Genomic DNA, 16724 nt, shown 5'->3' with positions numbered 1-16724 from the left:
GTAATCTCTCCGAATAAGCAAAACTGCGGAATCATTGATGTCAGATCCTAAATTTATTCACCTAAAAGTTCACAGTGACTTTTCCATGGTCGATGGCCTATCGAAAGTGCCTCCTTTGGTTAAGAAAGTGGCTGAAATGGGAATGCCAGCCATGGCATTAACTGATTTCACCAACTTATGTGGTTTGGTGAAGTTTTATGGAACGGCTCATGGGTGTGGCGTGAAGCCAATTATTGGCGCTGATTTTGCGATGCAGTCAGAAGAGTTTGGTGAAGAGTTGACTAAACTCACCGTGCTGGCAGCAGACAATGAAGGGTATAAAAACCTAACTTTGTTGATATCTAAAGCGTATCTGCGCGGCCATGTTCAGCATCAACCCGTCATCGATAAACAATGGCTAGCTGAGTTGTCGGCAGGGCTGATTGTTCTATCAGGAGCAAAAAGTGGAGAGATTGGTAAAGCGTTACTGAAGGGGAACCATAAAGTTGCTCAAAACTGCGCGGATTTTTATCATCAACACTTTGCAGACCGATTTTTCCTTGAGCTGACGCGTACAGGACGAGCAGATGAAGAAACTTATCTTCATTTCGCCTTGGAGTTTGCAGAGAAAGAGCAACTGCCTGTTGTCGCTACTAACGATGTGGTGATTCTAGATGAAACGACGTTTGAGGCACATGAGATTCGAGTAGCGATTCATGATGGTTACACGTTAGAAGATCCTCGCCGCCCTAAAAACTACAGTGCTCAGCAATATTTACGTAGCGAAGAAGAGATGTGCGAGTTGTTCGCCGATATCCCTGAAGCGCTGGAAAATAGTGTTGAAATTGCTAAGCGTTGTAATGTGACGGTACGTTTGGGCGAGTACTTCCTGCCTGCATTTCCGACAGAAGGGATGGAGGAAACCGAATTTCTGGTCAAAAAGTCAGAGGAAGGTCTTGAAGAACGCTTGGAATTTCTGTTTCCCGACGAAGAAGAGCGAGCGAAGCGACGTCCTGAATATGATGAACGCCTAAAAGTCGAATTGGAAGTTATCAATAATATGGGTTTCCCCGGTTACTTCCTGATCGTAATGGAGTTCATTCAGTGGTCGAAGGATAATGATATCCCTGTTGGACCTGGACGTGGTTCGGGGGCTGGTTCGTTGGTGGCTTATGCGTTGAAAATTACCGACCTTGACCCGCTGGAATACGATCTGCTCTTCGAGCGATTCCTCAACCCAGAACGTGTCTCCATGCCCGACTTCGATGTCGACTTCTGTATGGATAAGCGTGACCAAGTGATTGACCACGTAGCAGAAATGTACGGCCGTGATGCGGTATCTCAGATCATCACCTTCGGAACCATGGCCGCTAAAGCGGTAATTCGCGATGTAGGCCGTGTACTAGGCCACCCATTTGGCTTTGTTGACCGCATTTCAAAACTGGTGCCGCCTGATCCTGGTATGACACTGGAGAAAGCGTTTAAAGCCGAGCCTGCGTTACCTGAACTGTACGAAGCTGACGAAGAAGTGAAAGAGCTTATCGATATGTGCCGCATCCTTGAAGGGTGTACACGTAACGCCGGTAAGCACGCGGGTGGTGTTGTAATCTCGCCAACCACCATTACTGACTTCGCGCCAATTTATGCCGATGCAGAAGGTCACTTCCCGGTTACTCAGTTCGATAAGAACGACGTAGAAACTGCTGGTCTGGTCAAGTTTGACTTCTTAGGTCTACGTACCTTAACCATCATCGACTGGGCTCTTGGCCTGATTAACCCACGCCTTGAGCGTGAAGGCAAAGATCCCGTTCGCATCGAATCGATTCCATTGGATGATGCGGCATCATTCCGATTGTTACAAAACTCGGAAACGACCGCGGTATTCCAGCTCGAATCGCGCGGTATGAAAGAACTGATCAAACGCCTGCAACCGGACTGTTTTGAAGACATCATCGCATTGGTGGCGCTGTTCCGCCCGGGTCCTCTACAGTCGGGCATGGTAGATAACTTTATCGACCGTAAGCATGGTCGAGAAGCGATCTCGTACCCAGATGAAAAGTGGCAACATGAATCGCTAAAAGAAATCCTCGATCCGACTTACGGCATTATCCTCTATCAGGAGCAGGTAATGCAGATCGCACAGGTATTGTCTGGCTACACCCTTGGTGGCGCGGACATGCTTCGTCGTGCGATGGGTAAGAAAAAACCGGAAGAAATGGCGAAGCAGCGTGCGACCTTCGAAGATGGTGCGGTAAAGAACGGCGTCGACGGCGAGTTGGCGATGAAAATCTTCGACTTGGTAGAAAAGTTTGCTGGCTACGGTTTCAATAAGTCACACTCAGCCGCTTATGCATTGGTGTCTTACCAAACGCTGTGGCTGAAGATGCATTACCCAGCTGAGTTTATGGCTGCCGTAATGACCGCCGATATGGACAACACCGAAAAAGTGGTCGGCCTGGTAGACGAGTGTTTCCGTATGAAGCTCAAGGTGCTTCCGCCGGATATCAACGCTGGCTTGTACCGTTTTAACGTCGATGAAAATGGTGCGATCGTCTACGGTATTGGGGCGATTAAAGGGGTTGGTGAAGGTCCAATTGAAGCCATTCTAGAAGCGCGCAATAAAGGTGGTCACTTTAAAGACTTGTTCGATTTCTGTGCTCGTATTGATCTTAAGAAAGTGAACAAGCGCGTGATAGAGAAGCTCATTTATGCAGGAGCGCTTGACCGACTTGGCCCGCACCGTGCGGCGATGATGGCATCGCTTAATGATGCGGTAAAAGCTGCCAGCCAATACCACCAAGCGGAAGCGTTTGGTCAAAGCGACTTGTTTGGTGTTCTGACCGAAGCGCCTGAAGAAGTTGAACATAAATATACCAAGGTACCCGCGTGGCCAGAAAAAGTTTGGCTGGAAGGAGAACGTGATACACTTGGCTTATATTTGACCGGGCACCCAATAAATGCCTACATAAAGGAACTTGGTAAGTACACCAGTTGTCGACTAAAAGATGCGACACCAACGAGACGTGATCAGAGTGTCACGGTTGCCGGTCTGGTGATTGCGGCTCGAGTAATGACAACCAAGCGCGGTACTCGTATTGGTATCATGACCTTGGATGACCGTAGCGGTCGTATGGAAGTCATGTTGTTCTCCGATGCGCTTGATCGCTACGCTGAATTGCTCGAACAAGACAAAATTTTGGTCGTTTCTGGACAGGTCAGCTTTGATGATTTCAATGGTGGTCTTAAAATGTCCGCGCGCGAGGTTATGGATCTCGGCACGGCGCGTGAAAAATATGCCCGTGGCTTATCGGTATCCATTGAACAATCTCAAATTGATGATCAATTTTTTGAGCGCTTTAGTAAGATACTAGAGCCTTACAAGGCAGGAACGGTTCCTGTTCATATATACTACCAACGCAGTGACGCGCGAGCGCGCTTAACGTTAGGTACCGAATGGCGTGTGACGCCTAGTGACGAATTAATAGACAATTTGAAACAACTGCTTGGTAAGAGCCAGGTAGAACTCGAATTTAACTAAGTTCGGCAGTCGAATGCCGAATCAGAAAGGATCTATAGATGAGCCTGAACTTTTTAGAATTTGAAAAGCCTATCGCAGAACTTGAAGCTAAGATTGAAGCACTTCGTGGTGTTTCTCGTCACGGTGGTGACTCTGGCGTTGATCTAGACAAAGAGATCGAACAGCTAGAAAAGAAAAGCTTAGAACTGAAGAAGAAAACGTTCAGCGACCTTGGCGCGTGGGAAACAGCTCAGATGGCTCGTCACCCGCTACGCCCATACACGCTTGATTACATTGAGCACGTTTTTACTGAATTCGAAGAACTAGCCGGTGATCGTGCTTACGCTGACGACAAAGCGATTGTTGGCGGTATGGCTCGTCTTGATGGCCGCCCTGTTATGATCATTGGCCACCAGAAAGGTCGTGAGACGAAAGAGAAAGTGAAACGTAACTTTGGTATGCCAAAGCCAGAAGGTTACCGTAAAGCGCTTCGCTTGATGGAAATGGCTGAGCGTTTCAACATGCCAATCATCACTTTCATCGATACTGCAGGTGCATACCCAGGTGTTGGTGCTGAAGAACGTGGTCAGTCGGAAGCGATTGCGAAAAACCTTAAAGTAATGGCTGGTCTAAAAGTGCCTGTTATTTGTAACGTGGTAGGCGAAGGTGGCTCTGGTGGTGCACTAGCTATTGGCGTAGGCGACTACGTGAACATGCTGCAATACTCGACTTATTCTGTTATCTCACCTGAAGGTTGTGCTTCAATCCTTTGGCGCGATTCAGATAAAGCGCCACAAGCAGCGGAAGCGATGGGACTAATTGCTCCACGTTTGAAAGAGCTAGAACTGATCGATGAAATCATCGAAGAGCCTTTAGGCGGTGCGCATCGTGATCACATCCAAATGGCTTCTAATATGAAAGCGACTTTGGTCAAGCAGCTTGATGAGCTACAACATTTTGACAATGATGCTCTGCTTGAACGCCGTTACCAGCGCTTAATGAGCTACGGTTATTGTTGATCGCTCAAGATTAAAAATCAAAGGCTGAACTTAGGTTCAGCCTTTTTTGTTATGGGTGGTAAACTAGCAGCATTGAAAACTCTCTTCTTTGTGTATGAATTTATATCAGACATTTTCTTCTGTCATTGACCAACACAGGCTGCCTGACGGTAAGTTAGTGCTTGCTTTGAGTGGTGGTCTGGATTCCAGAGTCCTGCTGTCACTAATGGCGAGGTACTGCCGCGAGCATCAGCAAGAGGGGCTAGCAGTACACGTCCATCATGGTTTAAGTAGTAATGCTGACGATTGGGCTGAGCAGTGTAAGCAGTGGTGCTCAGAAGACGGTATTCCTTTTAATCTTGAGAGAGTGACGCTGGAAAAAAGCGGAAAAAGCATTGAAGAAAGCGCACGAGAGGCTCGCTATCAGGCTCTAAGTAAGTATGTTTCCAAGGAAGATTTACTGCTTACGGGTCAGCATAGTGACGATCAGTTTGAGACATTCTTGCTGGCATTGAAACGCGGCAGTGGACCCAAAGGACTATCCGCTATGGCTCAGGCTATGTCTTTTGGTGAAGCACTGCTTGTTAGGCCATTGCTAGCAGTAAGCCGATCAGATGTAAAAGCCTATGCAGTAGCTGAACAGTTGCAGTGGGTTGAAGATGAAAGTAACCAAGACACGCGATTTGATCGCAACTTCATTCGCCATCAGGTAGCGCCTGTCATCACACGACGTTGGCCGCATTTCTCTCAGGCCGTGCAGCGCAGTGCCGAGCTGTGTGCTGAGCAAGAGCAACTTCTTGATCAATTATTGACTGAGCGCTTAGTAGAGGTGCTGCATCAAGATGGCAGCTTATGGATTGAGCCTTTGCAGAATATGACGCCCTTGATGCGAGCTCGCTTACTCAGGATGTGGCTCTCTCATCATCAGGCACGCATGCCCAGCCGTGAGCAACTGAACAAGGTGTGGCAGGAAGTAGCGCTCAGTCGTCAAGATGCCAACCCTGCACTCTCCATATCGGGTGGACAAGTTCGCCGCTTTGAACAGCGCTTGTATCTGGTTGAGCAGTGGCAAGAACTGTCTGGCTGGCAGCGGGATATTACCATTGGTACAGCGTTGAACTTGCCTGACTCATTAGGCTCTTTATTACTCCAACCTAGTAATAATGGGCAGCTTTCAAAAGCTGCACTTGAAGCCGCGCCATTATCCGTTACGTTTGAGCCTCAAGGCTTGAGCGCGAAGCCTACTGATCGCAACCATAGCCGAAAATTGAAAAAATTGTTTCAGGAATATGGAGTGCCGAGTTGGTTGAGGCGCCGCGTGCCGACTTTAATGTGTGGGGAGCGGGTTGCCGCTGTAGCCGATTTATTTGTTGATCATCACTTTGCAGGCCAAGACTGTGAACTTGTCTGGGACAAGCCAGTACCAGTTGTGTCAAAATTGTATACATAAAGACATATAAATAAAATGGAATTATAAGGAAGAGCAATGAAAAAAATCGCTATTGGACTAGTAGTCGGAATGAGTCTGTTTGCTGGACAAGCTATGGCTGCAGGTGATGTCGCAGCCGGAAAAGCAAAAGCGGCGGTATGTGCCGCGTGTCACGGCGCAGATGGTGTCGCTGTTATTCCAGGTTACCCTAACCTGAAAGGCCAAAACGAACAGTACATTGTGACGTCAATTAATGCCTACAAAAACAAAGAACGTAACGGTGGATTAGCTGCTGTTATGCAGGCACAAGCTGCAGCGTTAAGTGATGCGGATGTGGCCAATTTAGCGGCGTACTACGCGAGTCTAAAGTAAGTCATTAACAATAGTATTTGGCCCGAGCATAAAAAGCTCGGGCTTTTTATTGCCTGTTTATCATGGGATAATGAGACAAATTGCTGAAGTTTAAGGGATGAACATGAAAAAAATCGAAGCCATTATTAAGCCATTTAAATTGGATGACGTTCGTGAAGCGTTGGCGGAAGTTGGTATTACGGGCATGACGGTTTCTGAAGTGAAAGGCTTTGGTCGTCAAAAAGGGCATACAGAGCTGTACCGTGGTGCAGAATACATGGTGGATTTCTTACCTAAGGTTAAGCTTGAGATTGTTGTGACGGACGATGTTGCAGAGCAATGTGTCGATACCATTGTTGAGACGGCTCAAACCGGTAAGATTGGTGACGGCAAAATCTTTATCACTGATATTGAGCGCATTGTCCGTATTCGTACTGGTGAAGAAGACGAAGACGCAATCTAATTCGATATTCTTAAAAGAGCCGCAAGGCTCTTTTTTCTTAATGGTCGTTTCAAGTGAAAAAAAAGCGTCTGCTGATCTTACCTATTGTTGTTCTTGCCGCTGTAGTTGGAGGTTTCCAGCTGACATTTTCTCTTCCTAAGCAGCCTCAACTATTGACTATTTCTCCGTCAGGGGAAGATATTTCAATGCGTTGTACGCATGCATCTAACGTGGAGCCCATTGACAACAATGGCAACATAAATCTGCTCGTTTGGAATATTTATAAGCAAAATCGTGGCAACTGGTCACAAGAACTGACCAAGTACTCTAGCGAAAAACAGCTGGTTTTACTTCAAGAAGCTAGCATGACCGCTGAACTAAAGGAGTGGATGAAACAGCAACTTTGGTTTGGTAACCAAGTGGACGCGTTTAAAGCGTTTGAACGCAGCGCTGGGGTGCTTAATTTATCTAAGTCTCTGCCTAAACTCGCTTGCGCTTACACTGAGCTGGAACCTTGGCTGCGCTTACCTAAATCTGCTATTTATGCCACGTACCCTTTATCTGATGGTCAGGTGCTGTCGGTTGTCAATATCCATGCGGTGAACTTTACCTATGGTACGGATGAGTATCAGAGGCAGCTTGGTACACTGGTTGATGAGCTGAGCAAGCATCAAGGGCCGATTATCGTCGCCGGTGATTTTAATAGTTGGAGTGCAGATAGGATGGCGGTAATGAGAAGCGCACTGGACACGCTTGGAGTGAAAGAGGTGAGCTATCGCCCTGATCACCGTACTCAATTTATAACCGGATTGCCACTCGATCATGTTTTTTATCGAGGATTAACCCTGATAAAAGCAGAGGCGCCGGAATCCGACGCCTCTGACCATAATCCTCTTGAGGTTACGTTTAGCTTAGCTGATGACGATATATAGCGCCCAGATAATGTAATACGCCACCCATGGTAGCGCTGAAATTACCAACGCTTGACCACGTTCGAATTCCGTCCAAGTTCCGACAGCAGCATAGCCTAAAGCGATATACCAAGGTAAGAGCAGCGGGAATGAACTGGCAAATTGTGACCACTCATTGGTCAACGGCAGTTTCAACAGGCCATTGAGGCTATTGAGATCCGCCGCATACACCATTACCTGACCATGCTTGAGAAGCAGGCTGACGTAACTCGCCAGATCGCCAATGATCGCTGGAAACACGACGACAGTGCTTGCGGCAAACCAGCGCCAGAAGCCATGTTGGTGCTGACTGGGTTTGGTGGCTAAATTGAACCAGAACGCCAACATCACAATAGTTAACGTTCGGCCTGCTACGTCGCTGATGATCTCACTGGCCATCAGAGTGTTCGCATCAAGCAGCTCCAATTGTGTCGGGTTGGTTTGTGCGAGCTGAGCAGACAAGCCCTGTCGCAGCCACTCAAAATCGACAATATCAAAGTAGGCGCCCCAAAAGAGAAATGGGGACAACATCAACACGATATAGGTTTGCCAGCCCCAAGCACCACGTTGGTAAAGTGCGAGGAAACAAGCGCTGGGTGAGCGAAATACGTCAACCAGCATCACGAGAGGGTTTGAAGAAGGCGTCATACACTCACCTTAGTTACATCGACATAGAGTTTTAGCTTTTGACCAGGCTGTAGATATTTCTTTTTGCTTAGCCCGTTCCACTTCACGATGTCATTAGATTTCACTTTAAATTTGTTGGCGATGCCGCTGATGGTATCGCCAGATTTCACGTTGTAGAAAACGGTACGGATGATTGCGCCGTCAGAACTGTTTTTCCAGATAACCAGCTTTTGTCCAACACGTAGCGTGTCTCTTGGTCCCATGCCATTCCATTTTGCTAGAGACTGATGGGAGACTTTATTGGCACGCGCGATGCTCCATAAGCTATCGCCTGAGCGTACAGTGTGGGTGAGCTTATACTGACCACGCGATTTGGCTTGAGTTTTTGCCAATCGGTTGGTTGCACTCAGTGTATAGGCTTGATCATCCTTGGTTGATGTCGGGATCATCAAATGCTGGCCGACACGGATGTTGTATCCGTTAAGGTTGTTTGCACTCTGAATGACTTTCGTTGTGGTGTTGTATCGGGTGGCTAATACACTCAAGCTATCACCGGACTTGACCTTGTAACGAACCACTTTCATGCCTTTGCCACGGTTTTCCGCCACTTTGGCTTTGAACGTGTTGATCTTTCCAACTGGCAGCAACAGTTGATGTGGGCCATCAGGGGCAGTTGCCCACTGGTTGTATGCGGGGTTTAGGCTTTGTAGCTGTTTGACACTGATGCCTGCGTAGTTAGCGGCTATCGCTAAATCCAGTTGTTCCTTAGGATCAACCAGTTCTACTACTGGTCGGTTGGCAATGGCAGGTATATCGATGCCGTATTTATCTTGGTTTGCGATGATATCTGCCAGTGCGAGTAGTTTTGGCACATATCCACTGGTTTCCTTAGGCAGGTCCAGAGAGAAGAAATCAGTTGGCTTACCTAAACGCTTATTCTTGCGAATGGCGCTGGAAACACGGCCACCGCCGCTGTTGTATGCCGCGATTGCGTGACTCCAGTTTCCTTCAAAACGCTTATTCAATACTTCTAAATAATCAAGAGCCGCATCTGTAGAGGCGGCAACATCACGACGCCCGTCGTACCAGAAGTTTTGCTTTAATCCGTAATATTTTCCTGTACCTGGAACAAACTGCCATAGACCAGCGGCGCTGCCGTGAGAGTATGCAAAGGCATCAAATGAGCTTTCAACGATAGGTAGAAGAGCAAGCTCTAGGGGGAGGTCACGTTGTTCAATTTTTTCCGTGATTAGGTAAAGAAACGGCTGGGCACGTTCGGAAACGGTTTTAAGGTGATTGGGGTGTTTGAGATACCAGGTACGGTAGTAATCCACCATTTTGTCATCAGGAATCGGGAAATCCAATTGCATGGCAATGCGATGCCAAACATCTTCCTGAGATTGAGGTGTTACAACAGTTTTAGATGACTCTACCGACTCTGAAGTTTTGGTGGTCGGTTCTGAAGAAGTTACCGGTGGTGGATTATTGGTCTCCGGAGAAGCAGTTTTATCGCTCTCTGTCTGCTGGGTAAGCTGACATCCTGTTAGTAGCAGTGCTAATACCCAGCTGTGTTTAACTCGCATTTCACAGCCCTTTTTTTATTTGGCTGCTGATAATACTTGTCTAAATATGGAAGTGACAAGTTGCAAAACGTTAAAATTCGTTCTTCCACTCACGTAACGCCGAAAAAATGGCGAGTGAGTCCGTTTGTTGGGTCCGGTTAGCGACGGAACGTATGACGCTTTGCTGGTCTGTACGCAGAAAAGGGTTAATCCATTTTTCCTTACGAATGGTGGTCGGCAGAGTCGGTTTGTTTTGCGCTCGCAGGCGATTCACTTCGTCACGGTATTGCTGCAGTAGTTCGTTGTCTGGCTCCACCGCAAGGGCAAAAGCGACATTGCTGGCTGTGTATTCATGCGCACAGTAAACTTCGGTTTCCTCGGGTAGGGCAACCAGTTTATTGAGCGAAGTGTGCATTTGTTCCATCGTGCCTTCAAATACGCGGCCGCATCCGGCGGAGAACAGAACATCGCCGCAGAACAGTTTTCCATCACCGACATAACCAATATGTCCGCGTGTATGCCCTTCTAAGCCTAAAACGAAAAAGATCTCGCCAAACAGCTCGATTTGCTCACCGGCCTCAACGGCGTGGGTCAGCGTTGGCACTGGCTCATTGGCAGGGCCTACCACATCGACGCCCGGAAATTGTCTGACCAACTCTGGAACGCCGCCGATGTGATCATTATGGTGGTGGGTAATTAAGATCGCCTCTAAGCTTAACTCGTGCTGTTTAAGGTATTCCAATACTGGGGCCGCGTCTCCCGGATCGACAACAGCACAACGCTGATCGCTATTTTTAATCAGCCAGATGTAATTGTCGTTAAATGCAGGTATGCTTTTGATATCTAACATAGTTGTCTCTCCGGTTACCAAGAGTGAAGCAGGTTAAGTATGAAGCCAGCACGCAGTACTAAGAAGCTCGAAAAGCCTCATTCATGGTCTCAGCTTAAGAATGGCCAATGGGTCAGTGAATCAATACAAACCCGTGTTGATGAATGGTGCCCAAAACTATTTGGCTATCATATGCTTAAGCTGGGTGGGCTGAGCTGCGAGTTAACCAGCTTTAATTGTAATATTCAACACCAAGTTAACCTCGATATCCAGAACCCTTTGCACAATGTGATTGCAGATGGTTATGACCTTCCGTTTCTTGAAAAAAGTTTCGATGCTGTTGTGATGGCGCACCAGCTGGATTATTGCAATGACCCCCATCGAATGTTGAGAGAAGTCGATCGGGTGATGATCGACGATGGGTATTTGATCATCACTGGGTTTAATCCTATCAGCCTCACTGGTTTGGCGAGTCTGATGCCGTGGCGTAAGAATAACTTGCCTTGGAGTGGGCGTATGTTTACCCCGAATCGTATCCGCGACTGGTTGAGTGTCTTGAACTATCAAGTGATTGAGTGTGACAGCTACGCACTGTTTCCAATGCAGAAATACCGCACAATGTGGACTTGGCTGGAAAACAGCTTAGGGGATTGGGCATCTCCTATGGGCAGTTTGTACTTTATTGTTGCCCGCAAACGTACTTACCCACTAAAGCCTATCAAGCCACATTGGAAGCTAAAACGAAAATTGACGCCGATTGGCGTCAATTACAAAATCTCGAGCAAGCGAAGCAGCTCTAACTAGGCTGATAGCCTGTGTCTTCGTCGGTCGGATTTTCAGCAGCAGCACGGGCGAGCTCATCGCACATCTCATTCTCTCGATGACCCGCGTGGCCTTTGACCCAGCGCCAGTCTATTTTATGACGTCCGGTTTCAGCGTCGAGCGCTTTCCATAAATCGGCGTTCTTAACTGGCTTCTTATCGGACGTTTTCCAATCCCGTTTTTTCCAGTTATGGATCCATTGAGTAATGCCTTGTCGAACGTACTGGCTGTCAGTGGTGAGTATGACGTCACAAGGTTCTTTTAATGCTTGCAGTGCGACTATAGTAGCCATCATTTCCATGCGATTGTTCGTGGTTAGGGTATAACCTTTAGCAAGGGTCTTTTCTACTTGTTTGTAGCGTAAAACAATGCCGTATCCGCCAGGACCCGGATTGCCTAAACAAGAACCATCTGTGAAAATTTCCACCTGTTTCGTCATGATTTGATACTATTGGGTTAAGCACATTATTGGCATAGTCTGACACACAATTTGTTATGAATACCAGCAACAATTCCAACCACAATCGTATCGTGGTACTCGATACCGAAACTACAGGTATGAACCGTGAAGGCGGGCCTCATTATCAAGGGCACCGTATTATCGAAATCGGTGCGGTGGAAATCATCAACCGTAAACTGACCGGACGTCATTTTCATGTTTACATCAAACCCGATCGCGAAATTCAGCCTGACGCGGTCGAAGTTCACGGTATCACTGACGAGTTTCTGGTCGACAAACCAGAGTATCAGGATGTCCATAAGGAATTTCTCGAGTTTATTAAAGGCGCTGAATTAGTCGCTCACAACGCGCCCTTCGATACCGGCTTTATGGATTACGAGTTCAATATGCTCGATCCCGGCATTGGTAAGACGGATGACTACTGTAAGGTGACCGATACCCTTGCCATGGCGAAGAAAATCTTCCCAGGTAAGCGAAACAACCTTGATGTGCTATGTGACCGCTATGGTATAGATAACTCGCACCGTACCCTCCACGGGGCATTGCTCGATGCGGAGATTCTGGCTGACGTCTATCTGTTGATGACAGGTGGCCAGACATCACTGCAATTTAATTCTGGCAACGCAGACGGCAATGTGGGAGGCGAGTCAATAAAACGTGCAGCTGGTGGTCGAAAATCACTAAAGGTTATCCGTGCAACGGCCGATGAACTAGAAGCACATCAAAATAGATTGGATCTGGTGGAGAAGAGCGGAAGCTGCCTCTGGCGTCAATAGGAGAAGGAATGTTGAGGATTTGGTTTGCCCTGCTGGGCTTGTTGGTCAGTACCTTTGGTTATGCTGAGGAATCCTCAATGTCGCTGCTCGACAACCGTTTTCGAGTAGACCCAACCATTAAACAAATTACCTTTGTTATCTATCGTGCGGAGCGCTCACGTCCGGTCGTTCTGGTACGCCCGGATGGTAAAAAGTACTACGCCTGGCGCAGCCCAGACAATGTCCGTTGGTATCAAGAATCGTCCATGGACATCATCTCGATTGACAATCCCATGCCCGGTCCTTGGCAGGCAATAGGCAAAATCACACCTAAGAATAAAATCATTCTTATCTCCCACCTTGAATTGTCGACGGATACCATGCCGACACGGCTATTTCAAAATGAAGAAATTAAATTTACCGCTCGCTTGACGGCGGATGGCAAACCTTTGGTGCTCAGAGACTTCCTTGAACGAGTCAAGCTGATGGTCACTTTTACCAAGTATGTAGAAAACGAAGAGGAACTGATCAAGGAAGCAAGACCAATTCCCTACACGATTGGTGAGTTTGCTGATGATGGCCGTGGATTGGATGAAGTGGCAGGGGATGGTGTATTTACGGTTTCTTTGAACATATCCCCAGAACCGGGCAAATATCGTGTACGCATTACATCAGGCAATGGTGTGTTCCTCCGTGCTCAGGAGCAGGAAGTGCTGATTTATCCAACACCGATTGAAACCACTTTTATTCAAAGCCGAGAAGAAGGGAAAGATCACCAAGTGGTTTTCTCTGGGGAGCAGGGGATGATTCAGCCGGGCAGTTTGGCAGCCCAGATTGAGCACAAGTCTCCAGATAATAGCGAAATCTCGGCGGCGGAAAGCGCCTCAGAAGAATCAGAAAAAGTGGTACTGACCATCCCTTATAACGGCGAAATCGGCAATTATTCTTGGATGGGGCAGGTGTTTGCGACTGAAATGGGCTCCGGCCGCCCACTGGTGTTTCCAATCAAAGAACATACTTATAGTGTGCTTGAAGAAATTGATTTTGCAGAAACGCGTCGACTGCAGGAAGAAGAACGCATGATGCAACAGAAGCTGATGGAAGAAATGCGTTTGATTCAAATGCGAGAAGAAAAACGCACTCGAACCTTCATTATGATTGGGGTCGGAAATGTTGTGATGATTATTCTTGGTTTAGCGGTTTGGTTTGTGATGCGTAAGTTAAGAGCTAAGAAAGAAATGATGCCTGAAATGCAATTAGAGATGCCGAAGAAATAAGATTCGTGGTTACCTCAAAAAAGGGTTGCCAACTTGGCAGCCCTTTTTAGTCAGTGTGAACGTTATGCCACTTCATCCATCTGAGGTGTTATCTCTAGCGGCTTGGCAGCTAAGTCCTTTGAGTCAAAATCATCCACGTTAATGGCATATAAGCGATGCTCTTCTGCTTTGCGCAGTAGTTGTGCATCCGCAGAATCGATAATGCCTTTTTCTAAGCCAATGTCTGCGATTAAGTCGAGACGTAGGAATGGACGTCGTTCGTTGATGGCTTTACAGACTTTCTTAAATACCGGCTCAGCCTCAAGAATGATGTGCAGTGCCTCTTCAATCTTACCTGCGGCATTGAACTCGCTCGCCTGGAAGTATTGGTTGCGACCCAATCGATCACGTGTCGCTGACGGTGTTTGAAGAATCTGAGCAACTTGGCTATCAATCTTATCGCTTGGCGCTTTACGCACTCGACCAAATGGCAAGATCATCACGCGTAGCACTTTGCCCAGCCATTTGTTCGGAAAGTTAGCTAGGAATTCATCAATCGCTTCTTCTGTCTGCTTCAGGCTATCTTGTAGTCCCCAGTGAACCAGTGGAAGATCGTCGGCGATACGGCCATCGCTCTCATAACGTTTGAGTGTTGCTGAGCTGAGGTAAAGCTGGCTGAGAATATCACCCAGACGTGCTGATAAACGCTCTTTACGTTTCAGCGAACCACCTAACACGGCCATTGAAATATCTGACAGGAATGCAATGTTCGCACTGTAGCGGTTAAGCTGCTGGTAGTAGCGAGTAGTAGTGTCTTTGACTGGTGCGGATGAGAAACGGCCATCAGTGAGACCTAGCCAGAAGCTGCGTACCAGATTGCTCATTGTGAAGCTGATGTGGCCTGCAAGTGCAGCATCAAACTTATCTAGTGCATCAGAAGCGTCTGAATAAGCCGCATTCATCTCTTCAAGAACGTAAGGATGGCAACGGATAGCACCTTGACCATAGATGATCATTGAGCGGGTTAAGATGTTTGCCCCTTCAACGGTTACAGCAATAGGTGCGCCTTGGTAGCCACGTGCTAGGAAGTTCGAAGGCCCCATACAGATACCTTTACCGCCCACAATGTCCATGGCATCGATGATGCTCTGCTGACCTCGGTGGGTACAGTGGTATTTTACAATCGCGGAGATAACGGAAGGTTTTTCGCCCAAATCAATACCTGCGACAGTTAGGTTACTGGCTGCATCCATCACGTAGGCGTTGCCACCCAGACGCGCTAATGGCTCTTCCACACCTTCCATCTGACCGATTGGCTGTTTGAACTGGCGGCGAATACGAGCATAAGCCCCTGTAGCAAGCGCTGCCGTTTTAATACCACCTGTAGAGTTTGAAGGCAGTGTGATACCACGGCCAACTGACAGACATTCAACCAGCATACGCCAGCCTTGGCCAGCCATCTTAGGGCCACCGATGATGAAGTCGAGTGGAACAAACAAGTCCTCACCACGAGTTGGTCCGTTTTGGAAAGGAACGTTCAGTGGAAAATGGCGGTTACCAATCTCAACACCTTTAAGGTGGGTAGGGATCAGAGCACAGGTGATGCCCAGTTCTTCCTGTTCACCAAGTAAGCCTTCAGGGTCACGCAGTTTAAAGGCAAGGCCCAGAACCGTAGCTACAGGCGCTAAGGTAATGTAGCGCTTGTTCCAGGTTAAGCGCATACCTAGGACTTCTTTGCCTTCCCACTTGCCTTTACACACCACGCCGAAGTCAGGAATGGAACCCGCATCAGAACCAGCTTCAGGGCTGGTTAGGGCGAAACAAGGGATTTCTTTACCTTCTGCAAGGCGAGGTAGGTAGTAATCTTTTTGATCTGTCGTACCGTAATGTTGAAGTAATTCACCTGGGCCTAAAGAGTTAGGTACACCAACGGTAGAAGAAAGAACGCCAGACACGCCGGTCAATTTCTGTAGTACTAAGGACTGGGCATAAGCAGAAAACTCTAAACCACCGTATTTCTTTTTGATGATCATGGCGAAGAATTTGTTGTCTTTGAGGTACTGCCAGACTTCAGGGGGTAAATCTGCCAGTTCGTGCGTCACTTGGTAATCATTCACCATTGCGCAAACCTCGTTTACTGGACCGTCAAGAAACGCTTGTTCCTCGGCAGTGAGTTGAGGGTTTTGAATTGCATGCAGTTTGTTCCAGTCTGGCTTGCCTTTGAACAGCTCGGCTTCCCACCAAACGGTACCAGCATCGAGAGCTTCTTTTTCCGTTTGCGACATCGCTGGTAAGACTTTTTTAAATAAAGTCAGCGCTTTTTGACTGATCAGAGATTGGCGAACGGAAGGAATCGCGATTACCGCAGTAGCTGCGATGAAAAGAATCCAGCTGAGTGAGCCTGCGGTGCCAAGTATAGAAAGCACTGCCAGAGTGGCGGTAAGAGCAGCAATCGACTTCACCAGCGAAGTGCGATGGTAGAGACAGATCGCCAGAACTGCAGCAAATCCAAGTATAGAGAGCAAGATGTCCATAGTTAATGTTCCTTGTTCGGCGCTTGATATTCAGGTTACGCCGTTATCTAGTAAGAGGTCATACCAGTTAAAGTGTAATCAAAATATTAAAGAAATGTAAAACCCAAATGTGTTCAAAAAGTGATCTTGGTAGAGTGAAAGTTCTAAAAATGAAGAGGCAAGCGCTTTTTGATAGTGCAGAAACGGAATAAAGACGCAATTGTTTGCGGGCAG

The 16724-nt window shown here is 47.4% G+C and carries 14 protein-coding genes; 9 read left to right on the top strand and 5 right to left on the bottom strand.

The window, feature by feature from the left end; translation table 11 throughout:
* Window positions 1–37: 37 nt before the first annotated feature.
* The 6 genes from dnaE to VIC_RS03540 all read left to right on the top strand — a co-directional run bounded on the left by dnaE (window position 38) and on the right by VIC_RS03540 (window position 7648).
* Complete coding sequence (gene dnaE / locus VIC_RS03565) at window positions 38–3517, top strand: DNA polymerase III subunit alpha (RefSeq protein ID WP_006957898.1); 3480 nt, start codon at window positions 38–40, stop codon at window positions 3515–3517.
* A 38-nt stretch (window positions 3518–3555) separates the two neighbouring features.
* On the top strand, window positions 3556–4515 hold the full coding sequence (gene accA, locus VIC_RS03560) for an acetyl-CoA carboxylase carboxyl transferase subunit alpha (RefSeq protein ID WP_006957897.1): 960 nt from the start codon (window positions 3556–3558) through the stop codon (window positions 4513–4515).
* A 94-nt stretch (window positions 4516–4609) separates the two neighbouring features.
* Entirely contained in the window at window positions 4610–5944 is a 1335-nt protein-coding gene (gene tilS, locus VIC_RS03555) for a tRNA lysidine(34) synthetase TilS (protein WP_006957896.1), read from the top strand.
* Window positions 5945–5980: 36 nt separating this feature from the next.
* Window positions 5981–6295: a c-type cytochrome gene (locus VIC_RS03550; RefSeq protein ID WP_006957895.1), complete on the top strand. Its 315-nt coding sequence runs from the start codon at window positions 5981–5983 to the stop codon at window positions 6293–6295.
* Window positions 6296–6398: 103 nt separating this feature from the next.
* Window positions 6399–6737, top strand: coding sequence for a nitrogen regulatory protein P-II (gene glnB / locus VIC_RS03545; protein ID WP_006957894.1), 339 nt, complete (start codon window positions 6399–6401; stop codon window positions 6735–6737).
* A 53-nt stretch (window positions 6738–6790) separates the two neighbouring features.
* Complete coding sequence (locus tag VIC_RS03540; RefSeq protein WP_006957893.1) at window positions 6791–7648, top strand: endonuclease/exonuclease/phosphatase family protein; 858 nt, start codon at window positions 6791–6793, stop codon at window positions 7646–7648.
* Here VIC_RS03540 and VIC_RS03535 read toward each other — a convergent pair.
* The 3 genes from VIC_RS03535 to gloB form a co-directional block, all read right to left on the bottom strand.
* Window positions 7628–8314, bottom strand: coding sequence for a YIP1 family protein (locus tag VIC_RS03535; protein WP_006957892.1), 687 nt, complete (start codon window positions 8312–8314; stop codon window positions 7628–7630). The genes VIC_RS03540 and VIC_RS03535 overlap by 21 nt on opposite strands.
* A complete protein-coding gene (locus VIC_RS03530) occupies window positions 8311–9876 on the bottom strand; it encodes a lytic transglycosylase (RefSeq protein ID WP_006957891.1) in 1566 nt (521 codons plus the stop codon). Before VIC_RS03530 ends, VIC_RS03535 begins: the two co-directional genes overlap by 4 nt.
* Window positions 9877–9946: 70 nt before the next feature.
* Window positions 9947–10705 carry a hydroxyacylglutathione hydrolase gene (gene gloB / locus VIC_RS03525; RefSeq protein WP_006957890.1) on the bottom strand — a complete coding sequence of 253 codons (759 nt, stop codon included), beginning with the start codon at window positions 10703–10705 and terminating at the stop codon, window positions 9947–9949.
* Window positions 10706–10744: 39 nt separating this feature from the next.
* Here gloB and VIC_RS03520 point away from each other — a divergent pair, with 39 nt between their 5' ends.
* Window positions 10745–11488, top strand: a complete 744-nt coding sequence (locus VIC_RS03520) for a class I SAM-dependent methyltransferase (RefSeq protein ID WP_006957888.1) — start codon at window positions 10745–10747, stop codon at window positions 11486–11488.
* Here the strand turns inward: VIC_RS03520 and rnhA are convergent.
* Complete coding sequence (rnhA, locus tag VIC_RS03515; protein ID WP_006957886.1) at window positions 11481–11945, bottom strand: ribonuclease HI; 465 nt, start codon at window positions 11943–11945, stop codon at window positions 11481–11483. The two genes, VIC_RS03520 and rnhA, sit on opposite strands and share 8 nt — an antisense overlap.
* A gap of 56 nt (window positions 11946–12001) precedes the next feature.
* On the opposite strand from rnhA, the gene dnaQ reads away from it, so the two are divergent.
* Entirely contained in the window at window positions 12002–12742 is a 741-nt protein-coding gene (gene dnaQ / locus VIC_RS03510) for a DNA polymerase III subunit epsilon (protein WP_006957885.1), read from the top strand.
* Between the two features lie 8 nt (window positions 12743–12750).
* Complete coding sequence (locus VIC_RS03505) at window positions 12751–13998, top strand: TIGR03503 family protein (RefSeq protein WP_006957883.1); 1248 nt, start codon at window positions 12751–12753, stop codon at window positions 13996–13998.
* A gap of 62 nt (window positions 13999–14060) precedes the next feature.
* Here the strand turns inward: VIC_RS03505 and fadE are convergent, their stop codons facing one another.
* Window positions 14061–16511: an acyl-CoA dehydrogenase FadE gene (gene fadE / locus VIC_RS03500; RefSeq protein ID WP_006957882.1), complete on the bottom strand. Its 2451-nt coding sequence runs from the start codon at window positions 16509–16511 to the stop codon at window positions 14061–14063.
* Window positions 16512–16724: the final 213 nt, after the last annotated feature.

It is taken from the genome of Vibrio coralliilyticus ATCC BAA-450, from assembly GCF_000176135.1.
GTDB lineage: Bacteria > Pseudomonadota > Gammaproteobacteria > Enterobacterales > Vibrionaceae > Vibrio > Vibrio coralliilyticus.
The sequence above is the reverse complement of the archived record's forward strand: the minus strand, read 5'-3'. Positions and strand labels throughout refer to the sequence as shown.